The organism is Flavobacterium alkalisoli, from assembly GCF_008000935.1.
Lineage (GTDB): Bacteria > Bacteroidota > Bacteroidia > Flavobacteriales > Flavobacteriaceae > Flavobacterium > Flavobacterium alkalisoli.
Genome location: NZ_CP042831.1, coordinates 1,216,066 through 1,240,029, shown reverse-complemented (window position 1 = coordinate 1,240,029; position 23,964 = coordinate 1,216,066). Strand labels below are relative to the sequence as shown.

General features: G+C 39.5%; 27 protein-coding genes. 8 read left to right on the top strand and 19 right to left on the bottom strand.

Going from position 1 to position 23,964, the window contains the following annotated elements; genetic code table 11:
- Nucleotides 1–68: 68 nt before the first annotated feature.
- A complete protein-coding gene (locus FUA48_RS05400; protein WP_147582599.1) occupies nucleotides 69–3,488 on the top strand; it encodes a hypothetical protein in 3,420 nt (1,139 codons plus the stop codon).
- Here FUA48_RS05400 and FUA48_RS05395 read toward each other — a convergent pair.
- The 8 genes from FUA48_RS05395 to FUA48_RS05360 all read right to left on the bottom strand — a co-directional run bounded on the left by FUA48_RS05395 (nucleotide 3,485) and on the right by FUA48_RS05360 (nucleotide 11,350).
- Entirely contained in the window at nucleotides 3,485–3,973 is a 489-nt protein-coding gene (locus FUA48_RS05395) for a hypothetical protein (RefSeq protein WP_147582598.1), read from the bottom strand. The genes FUA48_RS05400 and FUA48_RS05395 overlap by 4 nt on opposite strands.
- 81 nt (nucleotides 3,974–4,054) lie before the next feature.
- A complete protein-coding gene (locus FUA48_RS05390; RefSeq protein ID WP_147582597.1) occupies nucleotides 4,055–4,603 on the bottom strand; it encodes a YceI family protein in 549 nt (182 codons plus the stop codon).
- 15 nt (nucleotides 4,604–4,618) lie between these two features.
- Nucleotides 4,619–4,978, bottom strand: a complete 360-nt coding sequence (locus tag FUA48_RS05385) for a cytochrome c (protein WP_147582596.1) — start codon at nucleotides 4,976–4,978, stop codon at nucleotides 4,619–4,621.
- 1 nt (nucleotide 4,979) lies between these two features.
- On the bottom strand, nucleotides 4,980–5,822 hold the full coding sequence (locus FUA48_RS05380; protein ID WP_205729434.1) for a DUF5777 family beta-barrel protein: 843 nt from the start codon (nucleotides 5,820–5,822) through the stop codon (nucleotides 4,980–4,982).
- Nucleotides 5,823–5,827: 5 nt separating this feature from the next.
- The gene (locus tag FUA48_RS05375; protein ID WP_147582595.1) at nucleotides 5,828–6,220 is read right to left on the bottom strand and encodes an OB-fold protein; all 393 of its coding nucleotides are present in this window, start codon (nucleotides 6,218–6,220) and stop codon (nucleotides 5,828–5,830) included.
- Between the two features lie 219 nt (nucleotides 6,221–6,439).
- A complete protein-coding gene (locus FUA48_RS05370; RefSeq protein ID WP_147582594.1) occupies nucleotides 6,440–7,498 on the bottom strand; it encodes a phytase in 1,059 nt (352 codons plus the stop codon).
- Between the two features lie 2 nt (nucleotides 7,499–7,500).
- Nucleotides 7,501–8,475 (bottom strand): metallophosphoesterase, encoded by a 975-nt coding sequence (locus FUA48_RS05365; protein ID WP_147582593.1) that lies wholly within the window; start codon nucleotides 8,473–8,475, stop codon nucleotides 7,501–7,503.
- 67 nt (nucleotides 8,476–8,542) lie between these two features.
- Nucleotides 8,543–11,350: a TonB-dependent receptor gene (locus tag FUA48_RS05360; protein WP_147582592.1), complete on the bottom strand. Its 2,808-nt coding sequence runs from the start codon at nucleotides 11,348–11,350 to the stop codon at nucleotides 8,543–8,545.
- 231 nt (nucleotides 11,351–11,581) lie between these two features.
- Between FUA48_RS05360 and FUA48_RS05355 the strand changes: the two genes are divergently transcribed.
- Genes FUA48_RS05355 through FUA48_RS05345 form a run of 3 tightly spaced genes read left to right on the top strand, consistent with a single transcriptional unit; the run spans nucleotide 11,582 to nucleotide 14,447 of the window.
- Nucleotides 11,582–12,304, top strand: a complete 723-nt coding sequence (locus FUA48_RS05355; RefSeq protein WP_147582591.1) for an outer membrane beta-barrel protein — start codon at nucleotides 11,582–11,584, stop codon at nucleotides 12,302–12,304.
- Nucleotides 12,305–12,307: 3 nt separating this feature from the next.
- A complete protein-coding gene (locus FUA48_RS05350) occupies nucleotides 12,308–13,300 on the top strand; it encodes a hypothetical protein (protein WP_147582590.1) in 993 nt (330 codons plus the stop codon).
- A gap of 1 nt (nucleotide 13,301) precedes the next feature.
- Entirely contained in the window at nucleotides 13,302–14,447 is a 1,146-nt protein-coding gene (locus FUA48_RS05345) for a BamA/TamA family outer membrane protein (protein WP_147582589.1), read from the top strand.
- A gap of 1 nt (nucleotide 14,448) precedes the next feature.
- On the opposite strand, the gene alr is transcribed toward FUA48_RS05345, so the two are convergent.
- The 3 genes from alr to FUA48_RS05330 form a co-directional block, all read right to left on the bottom strand.
- Nucleotides 14,449–15,594 (bottom strand): alanine racemase, encoded by a 1,146-nt coding sequence (gene alr, locus FUA48_RS05340; RefSeq protein WP_147582588.1) that lies wholly within the window; start codon nucleotides 15,592–15,594, stop codon nucleotides 14,449–14,451.
- A gap of 2 nt (nucleotides 15,595–15,596) precedes the next feature.
- Nucleotides 15,597–16,715, bottom strand: a complete 1,119-nt coding sequence (locus tag FUA48_RS05335; protein WP_240732548.1) for an amidohydrolase — start codon at nucleotides 16,713–16,715, stop codon at nucleotides 15,597–15,599.
- 64 nt (nucleotides 16,716–16,779) lie between these two features.
- Nucleotides 16,780–17,361: a hypothetical protein gene (locus FUA48_RS05330; protein WP_147582586.1), complete on the bottom strand. Its 582-nt coding sequence runs from the start codon at nucleotides 17,359–17,361 to the stop codon at nucleotides 16,780–16,782.
- Between the two features lie 249 nt (nucleotides 17,362–17,610).
- On the opposite strand from FUA48_RS05330, the gene FUA48_RS05325 reads away from it, so the two are divergent.
- The 3 genes from FUA48_RS05325 to FUA48_RS05315 all read left to right on the top strand — a co-directional run bounded on the left by FUA48_RS05325 (nucleotide 17,611) and on the right by FUA48_RS05315 (nucleotide 18,915).
- Complete coding sequence (locus FUA48_RS05325) at nucleotides 17,611–17,889, top strand: hypothetical protein (protein WP_147582585.1); 279 nt, start codon at nucleotides 17,611–17,613, stop codon at nucleotides 17,887–17,889.
- A 193-nt stretch (nucleotides 17,890–18,082) separates the two neighbouring features.
- Nucleotides 18,083–18,364 carry a hypothetical protein gene (locus FUA48_RS05320; RefSeq protein ID WP_205729433.1) on the top strand — a complete coding sequence of 94 codons (282 nt, stop codon included), beginning with the start codon at nucleotides 18,083–18,085 and terminating at the stop codon, nucleotides 18,362–18,364.
- 167 nt (nucleotides 18,365–18,531) lie between these two features.
- On the top strand, nucleotides 18,532–18,915 hold the full coding sequence (locus FUA48_RS05315) for a YegP family protein (RefSeq protein WP_147582584.1): 384 nt from the start codon (nucleotides 18,532–18,534) through the stop codon (nucleotides 18,913–18,915).
- Between the two features lie 2 nt (nucleotides 18,916–18,917).
- Here FUA48_RS05315 and FUA48_RS05310 read toward each other — a convergent pair whose 3' ends face one another.
- From FUA48_RS05310 to FUA48_RS05295, 4 genes are read right to left on the bottom strand one after another with little or no spacing between them, the layout of a single operon-like run.
- Complete coding sequence (locus FUA48_RS05310; protein ID WP_147582583.1) at nucleotides 18,918–19,478, bottom strand: DUF4256 domain-containing protein; 561 nt, start codon at nucleotides 19,476–19,478, stop codon at nucleotides 18,918–18,920.
- Between the two features lie 4 nt (nucleotides 19,479–19,482).
- Nucleotides 19,483–19,866, bottom strand: a complete 384-nt coding sequence (locus FUA48_RS05305; RefSeq protein ID WP_147582582.1) for a DoxX family protein — start codon at nucleotides 19,864–19,866, stop codon at nucleotides 19,483–19,485.
- A gap of 2 nt (nucleotides 19,867–19,868) precedes the next feature.
- The gene (locus FUA48_RS05300) at nucleotides 19,869–20,339 is read right to left on the bottom strand and encodes an SRPBCC domain-containing protein (RefSeq protein ID WP_147582581.1); all 471 of its coding nucleotides are present in this window, start codon (nucleotides 20,337–20,339) and stop codon (nucleotides 19,869–19,871) included.
- Nucleotides 20,339–20,668 (bottom strand): ArsR/SmtB family transcription factor, encoded by a 330-nt coding sequence (locus FUA48_RS05295; protein WP_129750658.1) that lies wholly within the window; start codon nucleotides 20,666–20,668, stop codon nucleotides 20,339–20,341. Before FUA48_RS05295 ends, FUA48_RS05300 begins: the two co-directional genes overlap by 1 nt.
- A 148-nt stretch (nucleotides 20,669–20,816) precedes the next feature.
- Here FUA48_RS05295 and FUA48_RS05290 point away from each other — a divergent pair, with 148 nt between their 5' ends.
- On the top strand, nucleotides 20,817–21,464 hold the full coding sequence (locus FUA48_RS05290; RefSeq protein ID WP_205729432.1) for a DNA alkylation repair protein: 648 nt from the start codon (nucleotides 20,817–20,819) through the stop codon (nucleotides 21,462–21,464).
- 7 nt (nucleotides 21,465–21,471) lie between these two features.
- Here the strand turns inward: FUA48_RS05290 and rlmF are convergent, their stop codons facing one another.
- The 4 genes from rlmF to FUA48_RS05270 form a co-directional block, all read right to left on the bottom strand.
- A complete protein-coding gene (rlmF, locus tag FUA48_RS05285; RefSeq protein ID WP_147582579.1) occupies nucleotides 21,472–22,434 on the bottom strand; it encodes a 23S rRNA (adenine(1618)-N(6))-methyltransferase RlmF in 963 nt (320 codons plus the stop codon).
- Between the two features lie 93 nt (nucleotides 22,435–22,527).
- Entirely contained in the window at nucleotides 22,528–23,043 is a 516-nt protein-coding gene (locus FUA48_RS05280; RefSeq protein ID WP_147582578.1) for a hypothetical protein, read from the bottom strand.
- Nucleotides 23,044–23,063: 20 nt separating this feature from the next.
- Nucleotides 23,064–23,471: a hypothetical protein gene (locus FUA48_RS05275; protein WP_147582577.1), complete on the bottom strand. Its 408-nt coding sequence runs from the start codon at nucleotides 23,469–23,471 to the stop codon at nucleotides 23,064–23,066.
- Nucleotides 23,472–23,556: 85 nt separating this feature from the next.
- Nucleotides 23,557–23,883 carry a hypothetical protein gene (locus tag FUA48_RS05270; RefSeq protein ID WP_147582576.1) on the bottom strand — a complete coding sequence of 109 codons (327 nt, stop codon included), beginning with the start codon at nucleotides 23,881–23,883 and terminating at the stop codon, nucleotides 23,557–23,559.
- Between the last annotated feature and the right edge of the window lie 81 nt (nucleotides 23,884–23,964).

Here is a 23,964-nt window from a genome sequence, read left to right as displayed (position 1 = left end):
CAAACACCAACTTTTAATTCTTCCCGCTAAATACACTACTTTTGCCTTTTTGGAGTTATACTCTTGTGATGCTGAGATATAGGTTTTTACTGCTGCTTTTGTGTTTTCTTTCCGCGGGTTACGCGCAGGAAACACCTGCGCTTTTTAAAAACCGAAAAATTACCGTTACTAACGATACCATCCGTATCGACAGCGTAAGTATTAACAAGGCATTTTTCAGGTTAAAGGACAAACTGGGCAACGATATAGACACCAGTTATTACCATGTGGACTTTCGTAACAGTACGCTCGTTTTTAAAGAGGGCTTACAGTTGGGAGACACGCTAAGCATGCGTTACCTTAACTACCCTGAGTACCTTACCAAAAAATACAGTATTTATGACGACTCCAGGGTGGTGGATAACAACGCCACAGGCACCGAAAACCTTTATCGTGTAAACCGAAACCCGCTAAACAGTTTTATCCCTTTTGACGGACTGAACACTTCGGGTAGTATCACGCGTGGGATAACCGTAGGTAATAACCAGAATGCGGTTGTAAACTCCAATCTCGACCTACAGATTACAGGAAAACTGTCTGACAAGGTTAGCCTGAGGGCTTCCATTCAGGATAGTAATATCCCGTTACAGGAAGGCGGATATTCGCAAAAGCTCGATGAATTCGACCAGATATTTATAGAACTTTTTAGTAACAACTGGAGCATCCGTGCGGGCGACTTGTTTTTAGAGAACAGGCAGTCCCACTTCCTTAACTTTAACAAGAAGGTACAGGGTATTTCCACTAACTTCTCTTTTGGTGACGAGGATTCCAAAACCACCGTATTTGCAGCCGCCGCACTGGTAAGAGGGCAATATGCAAAAAGTACTTTTACGGGGCAGGAAGGTAATCAGGGTCCGTACAAACTGCGTGGCCCAAATGACGAATTGTATATACTGGTAATTTCGGGGTCAGAGAGGGTTTTTGTAAACGGTATACTTTTAGAGCGTGGCGAAAACAACGATTATATTATCGATTATAATGCGGGGGAAATTATATTTACCTCGCTTTTCCCTATTACTTCGGAAATGCGTATTAATGTGGAGTACCAATACACTGTGCAAAGCTACAGCAGGCTGCTGACCTATGGCGGCGTTACCCATGAAGAAGAAAAATGGAGCATCGGCGGGTTTGTGTATTCTGAAAATGACATTAAGAACCAGCCCCTGCAACAAAACCTTACCGAAGAACAGGTAGCGATACTGCAACAGGCAGGTGACGACCCAAGCCAGATGATGGCTCCGTCGGCTTATGTTGACAGTTATTCTGAAAATAAGATACTGTACCGCAAAACGACTGTAAACGGCATTGAGGTTTTTGAATATTCCAACAATCCCGATGATGAGCTTTACAATGTACGTTTTAGCTATGTAGGTGAAAATTCAGGGAATTATGTACTTGCAAACGCAGCAGCAGTAGGACGCATTTTTGAATATGCTCCTCCCGTAAACGGGATTCCGCAGGGTAACTACGAACCCGTTATACGGCTTGTAGCCCCACAAAAAATACAGATTGCCACCATATTGGGTAAATACAACCCAAGCGAAAAGACCAATATAAATTTTGAGGCGGGTATAAGCAATAACGACCTTAACCTCTTCTCTCCTGCAGACGACGGCAACAATAATGGTCTCGCAGGAAAACTGGACGCAAAACAGCGCCTGTATACCGGAAAATGGGAACTGGATGCTTTTGCCAACTATCAGTTCGTTCAAAAGGATTTCAGGACCATAGAGCGTCTTTTCAACATTGAGTTTAACCGTGACTGGAACCTTAACGGGATAATCACTACCGAAGGTAACCAAAGCTATCTTGTGGCAGGTACTGTTTTCAGGCTGCCGGAAAAGGGGAATTTCAATTATCAGTTGGAACAGTTGGATTATTCGGGGAGTTTTTCGGGCACACGACAGGTAGTAGACAGCCGATTTGTTTTTAATAAGCTATTGATCCAGGACAGGGGAAGCTGGCTAAACAGCGATGGCAATTACTCCTCATCAGAATTTATAAGAAACGAGGCGCTTGCCAAATACCATTTCGGAAAGAATTGGGTGGGTGGTACTGTGCGCCATGAAGACAACCGCGAAAGACTAAAGGAAACAGGACAGCTTTCGATACTGAGTCAGCGATTTGCCGAATATGGGGCTTTTGTAGGCCGAGGAGACAGCACTAAAGTTTATATGGAACTGGGTTACCTGCAAAGGTCTAACGACAGTATTGTAAATAACCTGTTGGAAAAGGTAAATACATCCCGCTCTTATTATTTAAAATCCAGACTACTTAAAACTGATAAAAGCGACCTGACCGTTTTTGTAAACTACAGAAATCTTAAGTTTACCGACCCTGCCATTAAAAACGAACAATCGCTAAACTCCAGGATTTTATATAACGACAGGTATTTTGATCAGCTTATGCAGGTTACCACCGCTTATGAAACCTCATCGGGTACCATACCGCAACAGGACTTTACCTACCTTGAGGTTGAACCGGGACAGGGTGTTTATACATGGAATGATTATAACGGCAACGGCATACAGGAACTTCAGGAGTTTGAGGTTGCCCCTTTCCCCGATCAGGCCAAGTATGTACGGGTATACCTCCCCAACCAGATTTTTATACGCACACACCAAAATAAATTTTCGCAGTCGCTTACCCTTAACCCTAACCAATGGCAAAACGAAAAGGGGATTAAAAAACTGTTGTCTTATTTTTATAATCAGTCCTCATTTTTAATTGACAGGAAGATAGAACGCAATCCCGGCAAGTTTGACCTTAACCCTTTTGATACGAGTGAAGAAGGGCTACTGGGTTTAAATTCCAGCATACGCAACAGCCTTTTTTACAATAGAGGAAAACAGGATCATTCCGTTACCTATACCTATCTTAAAAACAGGGCAAGAACATTGCTTAATGCCGGGTCTCAGGAAAGCAGGAACAGTTCGCACCAGTTACAGTATTCTCATTTGATCAAAAAGACGTGGCTGTTTGGCTTTAACGGACAAACCATAAACGCCGATACCTACAGTGAAAATTACGGAAGCAGGAATTATGAAATACGTGGTTACCTGCTTGCTCCTAAAGTATCATATATTTTTTCTAAGAATGCGAGTTGGGATTTGTTCTATGAATACCGAAACAAAGAGAATCGTATAGGCGACAGGGAACTGTTGGATCAGCAGCGTTTAGGAACATCTTTCACCTATGCATCCGAAAGGCAGTTTACCGTAAACGGGGAATTTTCATTTTATAATAACGCCTTTACAGGAAATGAGCTTTCTCCTGCGGCCTATCAGATGCTTGAAGGATTACAGGCAGGCAAAAACCTTACCTGGCGACTGCTCCTGCAAAAAAACCTTACTCAGTTTCTGGATGTTAATGTAAACTATCAGGGAAGAAAAAGTGAAACCAGCAAAGCCATACATACCGGTAATGTACAGTTAAGGGCTTACTTTTAATTAAAGGCAAGCTTTTCCTTATCGGTAAAAGCACCCGACTGAATTACATACTTCCTCGTAAAGGCTTTAAGATCTTCCGGCTGTTTTTCATAATTGGCAATAAGAAACTCCTTATCCTCATCAATTTCTGACGTATAACCTGTTATCCACGGAACATTGTCCTGAATATTTAAACGGATTAGCCTCGCCTCGTAGTTTTGGGCATCTTTTGCAATAACATCCTCAAGTAAATCAGTCCCTCTGTTAAAATAACGCATTTTCGGAACAATTCCGTTTTCATATTTCGCCATCAGTACCTGTGAAGCAGCTTTATAAGCTAAAAGGGTAGTATTACTGTGGCTGTTTTCAATTTCCTTTAATGAAGCATAAAAATCTGCTGCTTTTGACTGCGATACTGCCGCATTAATATATTGCTGCCTTACGGTAGCCAGTTCATTTTTTGGAGTAATAAAAAGAAGACATAAAAAAAGCCCTAATACTTTCATGAAGATCGTTTTAGGGCATAAAGATATGGCATTTAACCATTAAACAGTTCTTAAATTTAGTTAGTAACAAAAACCAACAGCTTATTTATCAAGCGAAAAGCTATAGGTTACCTGTACCTCATCGGCTACTTTTTTGCTTACCATACTGGGCACCTCAATATCAAAATCGGCAGGTTTAACCGTAAATTCTCCAGTAATAACAATAGTATTTCCTGATTTTGATACCATAGCCGTATCGGTTATTTTTTTGGCCTTGCCGTGCAGGGTAAGTTCTCCGGTAATCTTAAACTGTTTTGGTTTTTCGGTCACATCCGCCAGGCGGAAATTTTCCAGACTCCCTTTAAATACAGCTTTAGGATATTTAGCGGTTTCAGCATAACTCTCGTTAAAGTGCTCTTCCATTAGGGCAACCTTAAAACGAAAGCCTTTCATTAGTGCCAACACAGCCATTTCTCCGTTATCAGCATTGAATATGGCCGATACCGTTTTGTTTTCGGCCGCCACTTCTTCAAAAGAAGGTACAGAGGCCTCAAATTTTATATTTCCTTTTTTAGTGGCAAACTTTTGTGCCTTGCAGACAAATGGCACAAAAGCCGCCATAAAAAACACCAAGAAGCTTTTTTTAATCATAACTTTTATATTTAGTTATTCTAATAATCCATCCTCCTTCCATTGCAGGATAACGTTAATCCGGTTTTGCGACATCCTGCCGGTTTTCGGCATTAAATCCTCCTCTCCCGACTGCAACTGAATGCGTGTAAGCAAATCATGATTGAGTACCGCATCCTTAACCTGATCGTACGTTTGTAAAGGCCTTGATGAGGCATCTCCTCCCGGGTTATGGCAGGAAACACATTTATCATCCACTATACCCTTTACATATCCGGTATAGGTTACAGTGCCGTTTATTATAAACGGATCGCTTATATCCTCATATGTATTAGACTCGCAGGAGCATAAAGCTGCTGCCATTACCGCTATGCTTATGTATATTAGTTTCTTCATTTTAAAATACCCTGTATAAGTTAAACCCAAAAAAGAAATCGCCGTTACCCCAGTCGCCCGCCGCAGTGGTTACATAACCACCTTCGGTCATAGCCTGAGAATTGGTAAACAACAACTGGAACACGTGTCCCCCTGTTTCTATATCCAACCCTACAGAAAGCGGATTTTGGTAATATCCCGGCTTATCAAAATTGTATATATATTCCATGTTCAGGGAAAGCCTTTTCCCTATCTTATACCTGCCTCCCGCACCCAACGACACCTGATTATCATTTTCTATATCCGGGTTGTACAGATTTTTATGAATATACATAGGCACTACCTCCAACGAAAGCTTTTCGGACACTTTTCTGGAAACCAAAAACTGGGTAATATAGGTAAGCCTGTCATTAAACTCTATATTAGGGTAATCATCCTTTTCCAAAAAGGTATTTACATCTACCGTATTGTAGCCTATAACCGTTAATGGAAAATCGTCTCCCTGATTTGCCAGCCTGTACTTTACGGCTGCCTCATATACTTTTAAAAGGGTGTGACGGGAGGCACTAACCGAAACCCAGTCGGTAATACCATAAACCCCTCCAATTTTAGTGGTTGCCATATCCAGTCCAAAAAACTCCGAGATACCATCCTTTACCGTTCCAAATCTGTGTGAAACCACAAAGTAGGCTTCTTTGGCTGCCGGTGTTTTGGTAGACTGCAACGTTACTATCTGTAATCCTTTAAAAGCCGGGGTATCATAACCCTGAGTGGCTGTTGTGTCTATTTCTGCCAAAAGGTCGTCTTGTGCAAATGCCGAAAACCCTCCCATAAGGCAAAGTACTGTTACAAAAAAATTCCTCATCCGTATTATTGATTAATTGTACACTGATCCAGTTTTACTTCGCCAAAAAGCTCATCAAAGCCTATGCATCTCCCCTTTACCTTAATCTGCTCCCCTGTTTGGGCTGATAATGCGGCATCAAAGCTGCATGACACACCACCTGCCAATGCCAGCGTGGTACTGTCTGATTCATTTACATTACCAAGCACCACAATTGTCTTATTAAGGTATTTTGAGTTGGCCTTAACCCTGTCGGTTTCATAATCCTTTACAAGGGTCTCTGCTGTTATGGTATAAGCCGGCTGCTCTGCCTCTATGTTACGGGCATCTTTATATAAAAAGCCGAAATAGAAATAGTAGGCTGCTGCAAAAACCAGCATCAGTATACCGGAAATGATAAGTATTTTTCTCTTTTTCATGTGTTGGGATTTGTAGTAAAAATCTGCTTATGATGTTTAAAATTATCAAACCTCCTGTTGTAAAAAAGAAGAAAAAGGGCATATAGCCCGATTGATTTAGAATTTTGCCCTTATGATTTAGAATTTGTTTTTAAGAAAAACTCACAGGTATAAATAAAAAAAGGCCCTCTCACAATGGGCCTTTTTTAAAAAGAAGATAGTCTCACATTTAATCTTCCTCTATTTTATTTTTTCGTCTATCAGTTTCTGGATCGTGTTCCAGTCGTAGTAATGAAACGTCATACCGTTGCTCATTGCCACAAGCATACCTTTAGGGAATTTACCTCCAAGGTTCAGGCTGGTTGCATCGGCACCATCACACTCTATAGTTGAAGTTGGTATTTCTGCCAGTAATTTATATTCGTTAGGATTACCATTCATTCCTTCACGAGGGTAAACCATAAAAGTATTGGCCTGTTGATTTGATACCAGTATATATCCTGTAGAGTCGGTTGCTTTATAAATAGCCATCCCTTCATGATCTTCCTTAAAATCAGTTTGACCGAAAAAGGCAAGCTCCTCATTACCTCCCTGAGGGTCGGCTTTGTATTTTCTTATACCTTTTCCTTCATCACAGCAGTAAACCACACCAAGTTCGTTATCTACGGCAATGGCTTCTATCTCTTTGTTACCACTGTAGTTACCAAACTTTCTTACCACTTTAGCAGTTACCGTACCGTTATCATTTCCGGCAAGCTCGTACTGCCACAAATAGCTGCCCGATGGCCCGCTTTTTCTACCTACTATGGCATATATTGACGTTAGGCTGTCTTTGGTTTGTGTATACAGTGCAATACCCATTGGGTCGCGCTCTGCCTCTCCCGTAAATACATCAATACCGCCATTGTCAATCGGCTCAAGATCCGGAAGGCTGAAAACCCTAATCTTATTACTTTCCCTTTCGGTAGTAACAGCAACATCGGTCTTTTTACCGCCTACCATTAGTCCGTAAGCTATATCAACATTGTTAGGCCTTTTAAGGGTAATCGATTTTTTTACGATTTTACCGTTAAGGTCATACATGTACAATCCGCCATCTGTATCCTTATCGGTTCCTACAATAAGGCTTTTAGTTGCATCTTCAGGATTTATCCATATAGATGGGTCGTCAGTATCGTGTGGAGTAGCTTCAGTCACTACAGCAGGCTTTATGGCATCTTCCCTTACCGGGGCCAGCTTATCTCCGCAGGAAACAAGTGTTAATCCTAAAGCAGCTGCAAGTATTATGTTTTTTCTCATTTTTATGTCAGTTCTGTTGTGTAAATAATTTCGCCATGGTCGTTAACTAACTGTACCAGCATTTTCTTTCCGGTTACAGAAAAGCACATAAACCCGGCCTCGTTGTTGGCATAAAGAGTACCCTCGCGCTCACCGCTTGGCCTTACTTCACTCCCCGCTCCCGAAAGGAACTGGGTAGTATAGCGGCCTTTTGGTCTTACTACCTGTAAATCGTGCTCGTGCCCGCACAGGTAAGCATCTACCTTATACTTATCAAAAAAAGCGGCAAACTTTTTTTCAAAGGATTTTGTATCGGCGCTGTTCTTTCTCTTCCCTCCGCTATATAACGGATGATGCCCTACAACTATTTTCCATTTGGCATCGGTTTTTTCAAGTGTTTCTGCCAGCCACTTCCTTTGTGCGGTAGTATCCTGGGCAATGATATTTTTATACATATCATTATCCTTATTATAGTAGCTGTCTATAAACGGATTGGTATCCATAACTACCATAAGCAGTTTACTGCCGTCTTTAAGGGTAAACGTTTCCTGATAATACTTATCGGGCATTTGCCAGCGGCGGCTCACTTTTGTATAATCTATCTGGGCTTGTATGTTACCGTTATAATCATGATTACCTAAAGCAACATACCAGTTTTCATACAGCTTTGTATTGGTATAGATATCCTCAAAAGAATTTTGAAGCTGAGGATCCTGTGTGCTTTCTATCCCGTTAGGATAAAAGTTATCGCCTACAGAGATTGTAAAATCTATATCCAGTGTGATGGCAGCAGCACCCATTTGTTCTGCCACGGGCTTTTGATGGTACTGGCCATGACGGCCAAAGTCGCCCAATACCAAAAAGTGAAGTGCATCTTCCTCCTGCTGCAGCTTAGGTATAAACTTTCCCTCATAACCGGATTCGGTTTCTTTAAGATAACCCTGAGCCCCTGCATTAAGAAAGGCCAGCAAAGCTGTAAATAGAATCAGTTTTTTCATGCTATCTAAATTTATAGTGCCGGAAGCACCCTATACTTCCGGCACCTAAATTATTATTTTTTAACTCTTAGAAGTCAAACTTAATACCAAGGTTATATCTGCCCTGGTAGTACTCTAACTGCTTAACCCTGTCCTGAACACCCTGATAGTAACGTAAAGGCTGGTTTGTCAGGTTTTTAGCCTCAGCAAATATGCGTAGGTTTTTAGTAATCTTGTATGACGCGTTTATGTCAAGGAAGAATTGTTTGTCGTAGTAACTGTCGTTAAACTCATCCGATCCAAGTTCGTCAAGATAATCTGAAGCGAAATTTGTTGAAACCCTTGCAGAGAACTTGCTGTTTTCCCAAGAAAGCGATCCGTTAAACATGTGTGGTGCAGTACCAGGAAGGCTAACGTCTTTTCTTTCGTTACCATCTTCGTCTGCAATACCTTTTGCTTTAGAATCAGTATAAGTATAGTTAACATATACACCAAAGTACTTAAGGAAGCCCGGTAAGAAATCAAGCTGTCTCTGGAAAGCTACCTCAAAACCGTATACATCTACATTATCACCGTTTCTTGACTGAACAAATGTCCACTCCTCTCCAACCGGAACAGGATTATCCTGACCAGGAAAATCGTTAGCAAAGTCAGCATTAGAATACTGATTGTTGCTGTAAGTATAGATAAAATCCTGAAGGTTTTTATAGAACACACCTCCTGAAATTAAGCCTACCGACTTAAAGTAGTTTTCTGCCATTAAGTCAAAATTGTAAGCATAAGTAGCTTTAAGGTCAGGGTTACCGGCCATGATTTCAGAATCTGAAGCTACGTTGTTAATGTAAGGGGCAAGGTCATAATAATTAGGCCTTGCTAATGATGTTGTAAATGCAGCCCTGATTACTAAATCGCTTGTAGCGTCATATTTAAAAGTAATACCCGGTAAAACATTAGTGTAAGAGTTTGTAGTTTCAATTTTTCCTTCAAGCTCCTCTTCATCAAGTACCCTGTTACCGGTATAGTCTATATGAGTATTTTCGATACGGGCACCAAGAATAACGGAAAGTTTATCGGTTAAATCCTGATCCCATCTTACATAACCTGCAAAAATATTTTCTTTTGCTTTGTAGTTTACCGCAAGGAATTCAGACGGATCTGATTCGCTTTCGTAAAGGTTTGGATTGTTTAGGTCTAATCCGCCAAGGTAAGCAGCCGAAGCAAATGTACCAGGCACATACTGGCTTCCCGGGTTAAATCCGTCTCCTCCCCAGTAGCTTGTAGCAACATCTGCAAGGGTAATATCCTCAAGAGGCTCATAAGCAAAGAAGTTATTATCCCTAAGCTTATCTTTTAACCTTAAACGTAAACCTGTTCTTAAACGTCCTTTTTGTCCCTCGATAACAGAGAATGGGAAACGGATATTTACTTTAGCTCCAAACTCGCTTTCTTTAGTATAGTCACGGTTTTCTGTAAGCTCACTGAATTCAAATGAAGAAAGGTCTTCTCCTGTAGTAGTTACAAAAGGTTTTCTCATATCAGAAAGATTAACATCAAACGGAAGGTCTTCCTGTTCAAACTCGATGTAACGCTCGTTAGGACGGAACTCTTTTGCAACAGCATAGTTTGCCTGCCAGTCTAAATCCAGTTTAGGACTTAAAAGGTGTTCCCCTCTTAAAGAGTAGTTTTGTACCCTTTGGTCTTCCAGTCTTCTGTTTTTATTACGATTGTTATCTGCACCACCTTTAGTTTCTCTTTTTACCGTACCCATGTAGCTTACAATTTCCTCACCGTTATATTCCGGCTCAATATCATCATAAGTAACCCTGAAACGGTTTTCACGGTCGTCTCTCCAGTTGTAAATACCGCTTGCAAAAATGGTATTGTACTCGTTAAACTTATAGTCTACCGCAAACGATCCACTGCGACGTATACGCTGTACATCATATTTTCTTATCTGTTGTTCCTGTACGTATACATTCCCAAAATCGTCCTCAGTCCATACCGCCTCAATGTTGTCCGATCCAAAATCGTTATCATTGTAAGATCCGCTTACAACAACACCAAGTTTGTTATCAAAATAACGGTTACCATATACAAATGCACCGGTATAAATCCCTTTTTCTCTAATAGGGCTGTAACCACCTGCAAGTGTTGCAGAAATTCTTTCGCCGTTTGGAGTAGCACGGGTAACAAGGTTAACCGATCCACCTATCGCATCGGCATCCATATCCGGAGTAAGTGTTTTATTTACCTGAATGGTAGAAATCATATCCGACGGAATAAGGTCCATCTGTACATTACGGTTATCACCTTCTGCCGAAGGGATCCTGTCTCCGTTAATCGTTACCGAGTTAAGTGACGGGGCTAAACCACGTACTATAATATTACGTGCCTCACCCTGGTCATTCTGCATGGTAATACCCGGTACACGCTTAAGTGCATCTCCAATATTAGAATCAGGAAAACGACCTACCTGATCACTTGAGATTACATTAGTAATATTGCTGTTGTTTTTTTGCTGGTTAAGTGCCCTTGCCTGTCCTCTAAGTGCGTCACCTACCACTATAACCTCATCAAGGGTTTCAGAGCCTGCAACCAAAACAAAGTTAATTACTGTATTTTTACCTTCTTCTACAGTAACCTGTTGCGACTGGGTTTGATAACCCATATAAATAACCTCAACAGTATAAGTACCGGCAGGTACTCCTAAAAACTCAAAATCACCTATCTGGTCGGTAATTGTATAGCGGTTGCCTTCCGTTAACTTAACGGTTGCTCCCGGAAGAGAGAAATTCTCTACCTGATCGGTAATCTTACCGGAAATAACACCGGCCTTTTGAGCATAAGCAGAAACGCTCAGCACAAAAACCGATATAAATAGTAATAATTGTTTCATTGATTTAATTTTTGTGTTTGTTGGGTGCAAAACTAGAAACCGCATGTAAAGTAAGGGTTAGCCTTCTATTATGTCAAAATGACTATAATACTAAGTCAATGTAAACATTGAAAAGAAACTGTTAATTAATCGCTTTCATAATTATTTTATTAACCTATAAGAAAAAATCGTAACTTTAATACAGCCAACTATCTCTTTTTAAGTGCCTTAAAAAGACTACAACTTAACGTTATGCACCTACAAAAGTTATTTCAGCGCTTTTTATTACTCACTTTTCTTACTGTGCTCCCCCAACAAACTTCAGCCCAGGCGGTATTAGCCCTGTTCTTTGGAGATAAGATACAAAGCGATAAGGTTTCGGTAGGTTTATATTTTGCAGGACAGTCTTCCTATATTACCAATACCGATGACAGTAAGAATTCACTTGGGCTAGCCATAGGTGCTTATACCGATATTAAGCTTGGGGAAAGCAACAAGTGGATGATAACAAACTTCATGTCATTTAAGTGCCCTAAGGGAATGAAGGATATCCCCTTAAATTATGAAGTTATTGAAAACGCCGATTATCCTGCCGACTCAAGAATTCAACGCAAGCTTACCTATTTTGAAATCGTTCCGCTATTGCGATATAAGTTTACCCCTTCCTTAAGTGTTGCGGCAGGACCACAGTTTGGCGTAAGGATAAAGTCCAAAGATTTGTACATAGATGAGCGCGAAGACGGATCTACCAGCACAGTAGAATATAAAACCAAAGACTATTTCACCCGATTTGATGCCGGACTGGCAGCCGATCTTCAATATGTATTGGAAAAGGGCGAAGGCATTCACTTTAACCTCCGTTTTTGCTCAGGACTAACCAACATATATAAAAGTAATGTACCGTTTACAGGACATAACCAGTATTTCCATTTTGGGGTAGGTGTACCTATTGGCGGAAGTAAAAAACAAAAATAGCCTATGAAAAAGTTATACTCTTTCTCATTCTTAATTCTTGTTTTGTCACTAGCTCCTGCTAAGGCACAAGATTTAAGGCAAGCCTACAGGGACAGTATTGCAAACTCTCAATGGCCTTACCAATTGCCTGCATGGGGGCAGCGCATTACAAAAAGGGGCATCGACCTGCCTTATCCCGCCGGGATAATGATAAACTATGTAAATGCATCACAAAAAATAAACATTAGTGACCTGCAGGTTGGCATTAACGACTTAGACCCTGTACCTCTCGATTTTGTCAAATTTGGCGAAGTAAACGCAAAAGTGCAAAGCATTAATACCCGAATTGATGTTTGGGCCCTGCCGTTTGTTAATTTGTACGGAATTTTCGGCAAAACGTGGGCAAATACATCTGTAGAGGTAGTATACCCTGTTAATTTTAAAAGTGAGGTAGACTTTAACGGAAGCATAATGGGTGCCGGGCTTACCTTGGGCGGCGGGTACAAACATGTTTTCGGGACTATAGACTATAATCACACCTGGAGCCGGTTTGACGAGATAAAAGGAGCTATACATTCACAAATGGTTACTCCCCGATTTGGATATATTTTTCAGTCTAAAAGGCATCCTGAACGTAATCTTGGCTTGTGGATAGGCACACAGGGACTATTTATAAACCGCACTACCGAAGGATCTATAAACCTGGGGGATCTTAATGTAGGCGTTAACCCTATAGACCTAGACATTGAAGGAACCGACTGGTATCAAAACCTTGGCCCGGCACAAAAACTGGTGGTAAAACAAATAGCCGACAAAGTAAAAGACAAACTTGAAAACATAGACGTATCGGACACTACACTTAAATACTCCCTCAAAAAAGAAGCTGTATCGCACTGGAGCATGTGTTTTGGCGGTCAATACCAGCTTAACCATAACCTACAGTTTAGGTTTGAAACCGGATTTTTGGGCGGACGTTCATCCATATTAGTATCAACCAATTACAGATTTGGATTCTAAAATGAGAAAGGCCTTACTTTACATATTATTTTTTTCCTCTGTAGTAACTCTTGCCCAAGACAAAAAGGAGAAAGTAAAAGTAAGCATGCGCGACTCGCTTGACGGAGCTTTTGACATGAGCGACTACCTGATATATGCTCATGGTTTTATTGCCGTACCTACCATTATTACTGAGCCTGCATTTGGAAGTTTTGGTGGTGCACTTGTACCCGTTTTTATAAATAAAAAAGACCCGTATGTAAATTCGGAAACAGGAAAGATAACACCAGTTCGACCTGAAATAACCGGAGCGCTGGGTATGTATACTGCAAACGACAGTTGGGCAACAATGGCTTTTAGGAGCGGTACCTTTGCCAAACAGGGAATCACCTACAGGGCCATGGCCGGATATGGCAGCCTTAATATCTCGTTGTATGAAACACTTCCCGAAGTGGGTGAACAGGAGTTTAATTTTCATTTCAATACCATACCCGTTTACCTGCAGGCGCTTAAATTGCTTAATAACCCAAAATGGAGTGTGGGCGGTAAATATTTCTTTCTTAAAACAGAATTATCACTACCCGGAGAAAACCTCCCTGAATTTATAAGAAATAAGGAAGTAAACAGCATTACCAGCCAACTGGGTGGTATTGTTCAGTACGATGATCGCGATAATATTTTTACTCCGGATAAGGGAATTCGCGTACAGGGTAGTTTCTCTTGGTCAGACAATATAATTGGCAGTGATTTTGATTCCTGGCGTATAAACTATACAGCTATTGGTTATAGACCCATTACCAAAAAACTGATAGGAGGTTTACGCATTGAAGGAACCAATGTATTTGGGAGCCCGGCTTTTTTCCTGAAACCTGCTGTTGATTTAAGAGGTACGGCAGCGGGCCGCTACCAGGCCGACAATACCTTAGTCACCGAGGGCGAACTGCGATGGGATGCCTACAAACGATGGAGTGTAATGCTTTTTGGAGGTTTGGGCAGCGCCTTTGATGATTATGACCAGATGTTTGACAAACCACTTGCTTACGGCTACGGAACAGGCTTTAGGTACCTTGTTGCCCGCAAGTTTAAACTACGAATGGGTATAGATGTGGCAAAAGGTAATGAACAATGGGCCTACTATATTGTATTTGGCAGTAACTGGCTACGATAAATTATACCACAAATCTTGGTATATCCATCGGCAGCCTGGTTAGCAACTCATAATTTAACTGACTACTCAGTTCCCCAAAAGATGCCACGGTAATTTCCTGATTTCCCTGCTCACCTATAAGGGTAACCTTATCGTTTATTTCTACTTTAGGAATATTGGTAACATCTGCTATTACACAATTCATATTAACCGTACCTACTACCGGAGCCCTCATTTTGTTAATGAGTACATGCCCTGTATTACTAAGGCTTCTGCTAAAACCGTGAGCATACCCCACGGGCACAACAGCCACCTCTATTTCCTGATGAGCAAAATAAGATGAACCATAACCTATAAACTCTCCGGGCGGAACGGTTTTTAAACTCATCACTTTACTCTCCCAGCTTATAATACGGCGCAAAGGAGATTTTACCGTTTTATATTTATTGAGGTATTCTATTAATATTTCAGGGCTTGGCCAAAAGCCATACTGCATAATCCCTATGCGTATCATATCATAATGCATATCCGTTAAACGAACGGCTGCCGCACTACAGCAGGTATGTATCATTTGGGGTTTTATCCCCGCATTTTTAAATTGTTTAATTGCCCTTTTAAAGTTTATCTTCTGCTTTTTAACCCTAAAATAATTGGTTATGCTTTCGGCACCTGCAAAGTGCATACATAAACCTTTAAAAATAAGGGTATCGGTATTAGCCTTAAAAACATCCGCAAGTTGCGTAATCATGGCTGGCTCAAATCCGGTGCGGTACATCCCAGTTTCTATTTCTATATGCACCAATGCTTTTTTACCTACCTGTTTTGCCGCTTTTATGGCAGCAGTAAGCCTTTCCATATTAAAAACATAGAACTCAATATCGTTGGCAATGGCCCATTCTAAATCAGAATCCTCTATAGCCCCCATTATCATAATGGTCGTAGCCGATGATACTGTTTTTTGAACCCTTACAGCCTCCTCGGCATTAAAAACCGAAAAATGGTTAACCCCGCAATCCTCTGCCATGGCAACATATTCTTCTATGCCGTGCCCGTAGGCATTACCTTTAACTACGGCACTTATTTTTGTATCATTAAAATATTCCCTTAAAAAATCCCAATTACTCTGTAGTGCATTTTTGCTAAGTTTAATATGGGTGGATTTCATCATAACTATTGTGCTTTTCTCTGTATTTCAATAAACATTTTAATTGCGGTCTCTGTTATCTCATCGGGATAATCATATTCGGGATGGTGCAATGGCTTGCAGTCCTCTCCCGAGCCTACACCAAACATAGCTCCCGGAAACAAATTGGTAAACACGCCAAAGTCTTCCCCAAAGCGAAAACCCTGTGCCAGTGTCTCCCTTTCCAATTCAAGTTCATCGGCGGCACTATTGATAATATCTACCGCATTATGATCGTTTTGATTGGATTCAAAAGGTTCAATCATCCTAAAGCTTACTTCCAGTCCTTCTTCTTCCGCTATCTTTTGCGCAAAAACTTTGGCTGTACTAATGGCATCATCGAGCCTTTGATTATTATCGGCACGTATGGTTAAATGGACTGATCCCTCCCCTGCCGAAACGCCATAGGCCATCTCTCCCAGTTGGGTATAAACAGGCGTAACCGTTACATAGGCGGGTTTATTTTCTTCATTAAGGTCTAATGCCTTTAGGGTATATTTACTAATGGCTGCTGCGGGATTCCTACCGTTCCACGGTTCGGCGGCATGTGCAGTATATCCTTTAAAATAAGCGGCAAGGCTTACAACACTCGAAGTAAAACTGCCCGTTTTGCAAACTATCTTATGCTTTTTAAAACCCGGCAGGTTGTGCAGCGCAAAAACCATATCAATATCCAGCGATTTAAAAACAGGATCTAAAGCCACATTACGGGCTCCCCACCCGTTTTCTTCGGCTGGCTGAAATAACAGGTATACATTACCTTTTAGAGGTTTTTTAGCTGCAAAAAACTGTGCAACACCATACATTATGGTACTGTGCCCGTCATGTCCGCATTTGTGAGACACTCCGGGTATGATGGATTTATAAATAATATCGGTATTCGTTTCCTGTATAGGCAGGGCATCCATGTCAGCACGAAACAAGATACTCTTACCAGGCTGCTCACCATAAAATGTTACCAAAATACCGGTTTGTGCTACTTTATCTATTTTATCGGGATTGAGTTTTTGCAACAACCCAAAAAGATAAGACTGGGTGTTGTACTCCTGTTGTGAAACTTCAGGATGCTGATGCAGATAATGCCTTACAGCTGTTAAGTTTTCCATAATCATCTGTTTAGGCTAATAATGATACTAAAAAATACCGAGGTAAGGAAGAATCTTACGGACTTTAACGGTATTTAAACGCTTTGCTCTCCCCTTCAATCATTCCGTCATAGCGTATATACCATTTTTCTCGGGTTAGAGTTTCCTGCTGCTGGTTACTGAAAAATTCATGTAAAGTTAACTCAACCTTATCACCATCCATAATTTCATAGTCGGTATACGAATAAAAATCATCATTTAAATTCCTTTCATACTTATGAAAAACATGAAGCATCGCGGTAAAATCAGAATCGTTATTTGATGTAATTAAATAACTATCACTTTCGAAGCCTGAATTTACCTTTATGATAAGAACCTGTGTTTTTTCATTAAGGCTCCAATAATCTTCCAGCATTATCTCTGTATTATTATTTTGAGGAAACATTTCAACACCAACCGCTTCAAGCTTAGCTTCCCAGTACGGATTTACTTTTTTATGGTTAGCAAGTAAAAACCTGAAATAATTTATGTGAGTAGTATCTGAAAAAACAGTTTTAGTTACCTTATCTGTTACAGAATCCCTCTCTTTAGAAGTAGGGTTTTGCTTACAGGAAAGCACTAAACACAGGCAAACTGCGTAAAAAATTGTGGTAGTTTTTTCTTTCATGTTTCTTAGTTGGCAACTGAAATATAGTAAAAAAAATTTCTTACATATTCGAGCGGTTCTTCCTAAGTATATCTACCTGATTTTTAAAAACCGTGGTTTTTACGCTATTCCAATTTACTATACAAACGTAATTTAGCATCAACAATCAATTGATTTGCAACCAAAGGTGGAACAGCTACCACTTTAAAAAACGGGCGATTTTCCGAAAAGCCTTACGAGTAGGAAAACCAACTAATAAATTATAATATTATGTCAAATTCAGTAGAAGCTCCTGCAGTAGTAGGAGGATGGACTGCTTATCACCCACTGACTCCAGCAGACAGACAGGTGTTTGATGAAGCAATGAAAGGTTTTGTTGGGGTTAGTTATAACCCGCAATCAGTATCAACTCAGGTAGTAAACGGTACAAACTACCGTTTTAAATGCCTGGCTTCTATGCCACCTGCAGAAGTGGTTTGGGAAGCTATTGTAGAAATCTATAAGCCACTTAACGGTGCGCCTCACATTACCGGCATTACAAGAATATAACTTTTTTGCTTTTAATTAGTAATAAAGCCGTTTGGTATAAAACCCAAACGGCTTTTGTTATTTACAGGTAGAATTACCTGATTTTTAAAAACCGTTGTTTTTACGCTAAAACAGTCATTTTATCATTAATAAATTAGCCCTTACAACCACACCTTTTTTCCTTAAAGAATCAACCAACCAAAAATACTACATCATGACAGCCCAAAATCAAACAGAAGAGCCTGTAATGGGTATGTGGAGTGCCTATAACAAGCTCACCCCTCAGGACAAAGAGGTTTTTGAAGAAGCCCTGGAAGGCTTTGTGGGAATAAACTACAGGCCACTTACCGTTGCTACCCAGATTGTTGACGGAACCAACTATAATTTTAAATGTATGGCATGCCTGCCTCCTAATGCTGTAATATGGGAAGCGATAATAAAAATATACAAACCCCTAAAAGGGAAACCACAAATAAAAGGCATTACTAAATTATAGCCCCCCTTACCTTTCATCCAACTAAAACCGTTTGCTAATTTACTTTACAGGCGGTTTTTTTATTCTTGATAAAAATTCGTTAACCCTGTTTTATTCAATTTTTGAATTCTTTAGATTTGCTTTTTACACAAGCCAAAATAACTAATCTAAGAAATTACTGTAAGCCTATGGGAATGTTTGTAATAAGCAAACGAACGAACGGAGACTATAAATTTGTTTTCACATCCAGAAAGGGAAAAACGATTTTTACCAGCTTAAGCTGTAAGCAAAAATCGGATTGTGAAAAGATAATTGAAGCCATTGCGGGAGATATTTCCCAGTTTACCTTCAGGAAAAACAGTACCCCTTCGGGCAAGCATTTCTTCAGGCTGTCTAAAGACGGATTTATTTTGGCAACCAGCCGAAAATACTCCACTCCGCTTATGCTGCAAAAAGGTATAGATGAAATAACAAAATATGTGCTTACGGCCGAGATTCTTGATTTTTCTGCCGACGAATCTATTTTCCCACCAGAGGAAGAAGTATTTGCTGATGCTACTGAGAATAATTAATTCTAAACTTTTAAAACTCCCCTAAATCCCCTTGCCGCGTAATAGGATTCTGCACCATTATGGTAAAGGAAAACTGTATCATACCTGCGGTCGCAAAATACTGCCCCGCCCAGTTTTCTTATGTTATCGGGAGTTTTAACCCAACTTGAGGTTTTGGTATCAAACTTACCTAAAGTTTGCAGCTCCCTGTACTCTTCTTCGGTTAATATTTCAATACCCATAGAGGCCGATACATCAATTGCACTACCACTTGGTTTATGCTGTTTTCTTGATTCCAGTGCTTCTTGGTCATAACAAAGGCTCCTGCGTTTTGGACTTTCGGCAGAGCAGTCATAAAAAATATACTCACCTGTTTTTTTGTCAACACCCACCACATCGGGTTCGCCACCAGTCTCTTCCATAGCATCGAGTGACCATAGCTTTTGCGGACTGGCTTCCAGCTTAGCCTGTACCTTATCCCACTCCACCCCTTTATGGCGGTTCATATTCTTTTCAAAACGCGCTTTTAAAACCTGCAGCAGCTCTGCTGCCTGATCTTTAGATAATTCTTTTTTATTGCTCATTTTTTTACGCTTTTATACTATTAGTCTTTCTTAATGCCGGCCTAAAGTACCACGAAACTATTGTTAGCACTATAAGCAGTGTAGGCCCGAACAATTCTCCAGCCGGACTGCCCGATGCAATATGTGAAATTACCGCCCCGGTCATGGCAAAGAAAAATCCGGCATAAGCCCATTCCTTCAACACAGGGTATTTAGGGATAAGCACAGCAATAACCCCTAAAATTTTCCATATACCTAATATGGTTAAAATATAAACAGGGTAACCCAGTTGTGTAATCTTGGCTGTTTCCTGTTCAACCTTTAAAAGCTGTACGATTCCGGTAGAAAGCATCCCTAAAGAAAGCCATCCTGTAGCAATCCAGTAAATAATCCTGTTTCTTTTTTCCATGGTTACTGTTTTAATTTGCTTACTATTTCCTCCAGGCGGTTGTGTGCCATATTTAGCCCCTGTGCAAACGGAAGCTGCAGCATCTGATTACGCATTGCAACCGACCTGTATACTATATGCATAGTGAATTTACTGGTTGTATCGGTAAGTTTTTCAAATTCCAGAAATTCCAATTGAACCTCAAAAGGTGTATTTTCCATTTCAAAAGTGCGCACTATCCTTTTGTTGGGTTCAAATTCATGAAAAGTACCGTTGGCGCTAAATACCACCTGACCTTCAGGGTTAGTAGTTTCAAACCTGTACCCCCCATACTTTTTGGCTTCCAGCTTCACTACGTTTGTAGTCATCCATTGCTCAAAAAGGTCGGGATCTTCATACGCCTTAAAAAGCAACTCTATCGGCAAATCAAAGGTTCTGGTCACCACCAGTTCCTGCCTGCTGTCTTCGGCATGAATTTTTGTTTTTAATTCCATTATTGTTCGTTTTTTGATTGATAATTCTTCATTACGGCCTCCAGCTTATTGAACCTGTCGTCCCACATTTTACGGAACGGCTCAATAAAATCGGCAATCTCCTTCATTTTTTCCGGATTTAAATGGTAGTAAATCTCCCTGCCGTTTTGTTCCTGCTTAAGCAACTGACATTCGGTTAGTATCTGTAAATGTTTAGAAACTGTAGGCCTTGCGGTATCAAAGTTTGAAGCAATAGCACCTGCCGTCATTGCCTGTGTAGCTACCAAAACAAGTATAGATCTTCTTGTCGGGTCGGCTATAGCCTGAAATACATCGCGTCTTAAATTCATCGTGTAGTTATTTGACTACAAATATATGTGTAGTTATTTAGCTACGCAAATTTTTGAAGGTATTTTTAACGTTAACTATATTATACAGCATTAAGATATACTTCATAATTTCATTTATTTTTGTATGTATACTTTCAAAACAAGAAGCATGAAAATCACACAAATAGCTCAGGACATTTACGATAGAGTAACTGATAAAGGGATTAAATTAGGTGATTTGCGAAATATCGCAAAGGAGATAAAAAAAGACCACAATCTTGCCATGGAATTATGGTCTACAGGTAAATTTATGCCACGCCAGCTTGCCATACTAATATTTGATAAAAAGCTTCTTACCCAAGAAGTAATAAACAGCCTTGATAATGACATGCAGACTCATAAAGAAGATGAAAAGTTACAGTTAATGGATTGGCTAATGGCAAACCAATTAATGAAAGACAAAAAAACAATTGCCTTAATAGAATCGTGGGCTGAAAGCTCCTCACCTCTTCAACGACGATCCTATTGGTATTACCAGGCGAGATTGAGGTGGACAGGGCAAATCCCACCTGAAAATACTACAAAATTACTTACTGCCATTGAGGCCAAAATAGAGAAAGAAGTACCTGAGGTACAATGGGCTATGAATTTTACAGCTGGATGGATAGGTGTTTACGATAAGCAATACCGCAAACAATGTGTAGCTTTGGGAGAAAAAACAGGTCTCTATAAAAACGAAATGGTTTCAAAAGGCTGTACTCCAAATTATTTACCAGATTTTATAAAAATTGAAGCCGGAAAAAGGGAAAAGGGATAATTCTTTATTAGATTCTCCACCTACTCTCCCGCCATTCTTTCTGTTCCTTTTCATTTAAAAAAGTCCAGGCTACAATTCGGGTAGATTTATTACCGGTACCCATAGGGATGGTTTTAACCACATTGGCACCTACATGATCTAAGGCTTTATAAATTCCTTTAAGATTACTTTGTTTTGAAACCAGCGTAGTGAACCAATAGCAGTTTTTAGCCATTTTTTGGCTCTCTGTAATCATTGTAGCCACAAAACGGTATTCTCCGCCATCATAAATAAGTTCGTTGCTTATCCCCGCAAAATTAAGCTCAGGAGTTTTATGCTTTTTACCCGAAAGATTCTTTACCTTTCGTTGTGTGCCCTTTTGGGCTTCTTCTGCCGACGAATGAAACGGAGGGTTACACAAGGTAACATCTATCTTTTCCTGTGTACCTATAATTCCTGTAAAAATATTTTTAGGATTGTTTTGAAGCCTGCATTCTATCTTATCCTTAAGAATAGGATTAGTATCTGTAATACTTTTAGCCGATTCAATAGATGCTATCGCAATATCACTCGCTATAAAATTCCAGTTGTATTCTGTAACACCAAGTATAGGATAAATACAACTGGCACCGGTGCCAACATCTAGACAGGTAATTTTATTCCCTAAAGAAATTGTACCGTTATTGCTTTCGGCTAACAGGTCGGCAAGATAATGGATATAGTCGGCACGTCCGGGTATGGGCGGACAAAGGTTTTTATCGGGAAAATCCCAGTGTTGTATTCCGTAATAGTGATTAAGAAGCGCCTTATTTAAAAGCTTAACTGCAACGGGATTGGAGAAGTCGACCGAATCATTACCAAATTTATTGGGTTTTATAAAATCGGCCAGTTGAGGAACAGCAGCCACTAAAGCATTTAGGTCATAAAGCCCCCTGTTTTTGTTACGCGAATGTAATTGTGATTTTTCTTCCCTATCCTTTTTTAAAGACATGCCTTAGTACTTAGTTGTAAACAGCCAAAGATACTTAAAAATGAGGAAAGGGGATTTGAGGAATAATTGAGAGACAGGACTACAACAACAAAATCAATATTGCATCATTGCAATTGTGGTTGTTACTATATAATTATAAACTTCTTTATCAATAGGATTAGGAATTACAACTGCACTTAATTCAGCTTCTCCAAATTTTTGCCCATTTTTATCTAATAACACAAAGTAAGTAGGATTTCCAATTGAAAATTCCACACCATCTTTATAAAATTCAGAGAAAAAATCTATATATCCAGTGTGATAATTATTAGTATTAAAAGCTGTTTCAAGAAGATTATTTGGCTTAAAGATTATCATCTGTTTTACCTGTGGTTTTTTATCCGTAATGGTATCTGCTTCAAAATAATAATGCTCATAAGCATCCTTCTTCTCAACTATTATCAAATAAAGCTTATCATTTATCGTAAAAACAATTTTATTTTCATTTAAATCTTCTTTAAAAAAAGATGTAAGCAATTTATCTATTCTTTCATAATGAACAGATTCCTGTGCACTAAGAACAAAAGGCAACAGTAATAAAAAAATGAAAATAAGTAGTATTTTTTTCATCTCTAATATAACGATTAACTTTATCTGCTGGCTTCAGGCCACTTCTCCTTCCATTCGTCAGGCCATCTGAAATCATTTCTATAACTTTCAGAAATATAAGTATAAATAAAAGCTTCTTTTTTACCTCCGGGCTTTATTATATATAGATAATTATCATTTTTAGGTTTTATGATGGAATCACCAACTTCAATTATACCGTCTAATCCCTGTCTAAATACTTCAGATATATTTACACCATCATCCTTAAAATAAATATCTGTCAAATGACTTTTCCTTTCAGCAATTTGTTGTTTACTAACAACTATCCCACTATAACCTCTTTTAATATTATCAACTGTTTTTTGTGGTGAAGTTGATGTATATAACATAATAGCTATAAAACACCCAAAGGCGGCTATTAACAAAATGATTTTATTTCTTTTAGCCATAAAAACTCATCTATGTTTTTACAATAAAGTGAATACACATTGTATCATACCATTACTAATATAAAAAAACCTCCAGTCGGTTAGATTAATCAGAATCATACAATTCCCATGTTGCATCACTTACAAGATAATATCTGGGACAACTTTGAGCTTGAAAAGTACCCAAATTTCCAATCTCAACCTTATCCTGATCAACCATCAACTTAAAATGTCCCTTTACTTTTACTTTTTTATTCAAAAATACAGTATCCCAGCTTTGCATACCGGCAATCGCATATACTTCGCCATTACCATACAATATAGCTCCGGATTTTTGATTTGATGCAGTTCCAATGACGGAATTAAGAGCACCTGCATCTTCCCCTGACTTACAACTAATAATTAGCAAAAAACAGACTAAAAAATATTTCATAATTAACTTTAATTAGCTCAATCTTGTTTAATTACATCCGTGCGCGAGCTCCTCGCTTATGACATACCATTACTAATATAA

Coding starts and splice junctions, on each gene's coding strand:
- FUA48_RS05400 (WP_147582599.1), top strand. CDS start 69: ATGCTGAGATATAGGTTTTTACTGCTGCTTTTGTGTTTTCTTTCCGCG.
- FUA48_RS05395 (WP_147582598.1), bottom strand. CDS start 3,973: ATGAAAGTATTAGGGCTTTTTTTATGTCTTCTTTTTATTACTCCAAAA.
- FUA48_RS05390 (WP_147582597.1), bottom strand. CDS start 4,603: ATGATTAAAAAAAGCTTCTTGGTGTTTTTTATGGCGGCTTTTGTGCCA.
- FUA48_RS05385 (WP_147582596.1), bottom strand. CDS start 4,978: ATGAAGAAACTAATATACATAAGCATAGCGGTAATGGCAGCAGCTTTA.
- FUA48_RS05380 (WP_205729434.1), bottom strand. CDS start 5,822: ATGAGGAATTTTTTTGTAACAGTACTTTGCCTTATGGGAGGGTTTTCG.
- FUA48_RS05375 (WP_147582595.1), bottom strand. CDS start 6,220: ATGAAAAAGAGAAAAATACTTATCATTTCCGGTATACTGATGCTGGTT.
- FUA48_RS05370 (WP_147582594.1), bottom strand. CDS start 7,498: ATGAGAAAAAACATAATACTTGCAGCTGCTTTAGGATTAACACTTGTT.
- FUA48_RS05365 (WP_147582593.1), bottom strand. CDS start 8,475: ATGAAAAAACTGATTCTATTTACAGCTTTGCTGGCCTTTCTTAATGCA.
- FUA48_RS05360 (WP_147582592.1), bottom strand. CDS start 11,350: ATGAAACAATTATTACTATTTATATCGGTTTTTGTGCTGAGCGTTTCT.
- FUA48_RS05355 (WP_147582591.1), top strand. CDS start 11,582: ATGCACCTACAAAAGTTATTTCAGCGCTTTTTATTACTCACTTTTCTT.
- FUA48_RS05350 (WP_147582590.1), top strand. CDS start 12,308: ATGAAAAAGTTATACTCTTTCTCATTCTTAATTCTTGTTTTGTCACTA.
- FUA48_RS05345 (WP_147582589.1), top strand. CDS start 13,302: ATGAGAAAGGCCTTACTTTACATATTATTTTTTTCCTCTGTAGTAACT.
- alr (WP_147582588.1), bottom strand. CDS start 15,594: ATGATGAAATCCACCCATATTAAACTTAGCAAAAATGCACTACAGAGT.
- FUA48_RS05335 (WP_240732548.1), bottom strand. CDS start 16,715: ATGGAAAACTTAACAGCTGTAAGGCATTATCTGCATCAGCATCCTGAA.
- FUA48_RS05330 (WP_147582586.1), bottom strand. CDS start 17,361: ATGAAAGAAAAAACTACCACAATTTTTTACGCAGTTTGCCTGTGTTTA.
- FUA48_RS05325 (WP_147582585.1), top strand. CDS start 17,611: ATGTCAAATTCAGTAGAAGCTCCTGCAGTAGTAGGAGGATGGACTGCT.
- FUA48_RS05320 (WP_205729433.1), top strand. CDS start 18,083: ATGACAGCCCAAAATCAAACAGAAGAGCCTGTAATGGGTATGTGGAGT.
- FUA48_RS05315 (WP_147582584.1), top strand. CDS start 18,532: ATGGGAATGTTTGTAATAAGCAAACGAACGAACGGAGACTATAAATTT.
- FUA48_RS05310 (WP_147582583.1), bottom strand. CDS start 19,478: ATGAGCAATAAAAAAGAATTATCTAAAGATCAGGCAGCAGAGCTGCTG.
- FUA48_RS05305 (WP_147582582.1), bottom strand. CDS start 19,866: ATGGAAAAAAGAAACAGGATTATTTACTGGATTGCTACAGGATGGCTT.
- FUA48_RS05300 (WP_147582581.1), bottom strand. CDS start 20,339: ATGGAATTAAAAACAAAAATTCATGCCGAAGACAGCAGGCAGGAACTG.
- FUA48_RS05295 (WP_129750658.1), bottom strand. CDS start 20,668: ATGAATTTAAGACGCGATGTATTTCAGGCTATAGCCGACCCGACAAGA.
- FUA48_RS05290 (WP_205729432.1), top strand. CDS start 20,817: ATGAAAATCACACAAATAGCTCAGGACATTTACGATAGAGTAACTGAT.
- rlmF (WP_147582579.1), bottom strand. CDS start 22,434: ATGTCTTTAAAAAAGGATAGGGAAGAAAAATCACAATTACATTCGCGT.
- FUA48_RS05280 (WP_147582578.1), bottom strand. CDS start 23,043: ATGAAAAAAATACTACTTATTTTCATTTTTTTATTACTGTTGCCTTTT.
- FUA48_RS05275 (WP_147582577.1), bottom strand. CDS start 23,471: ATGGCTAAAAGAAATAAAATCATTTTGTTAATAGCCGCCTTTGGGTGT.
- FUA48_RS05270 (WP_147582576.1), bottom strand. CDS start 23,883: ATGAAATATTTTTTAGTCTGTTTTTTGCTAATTATTAGTTGTAAGTCA.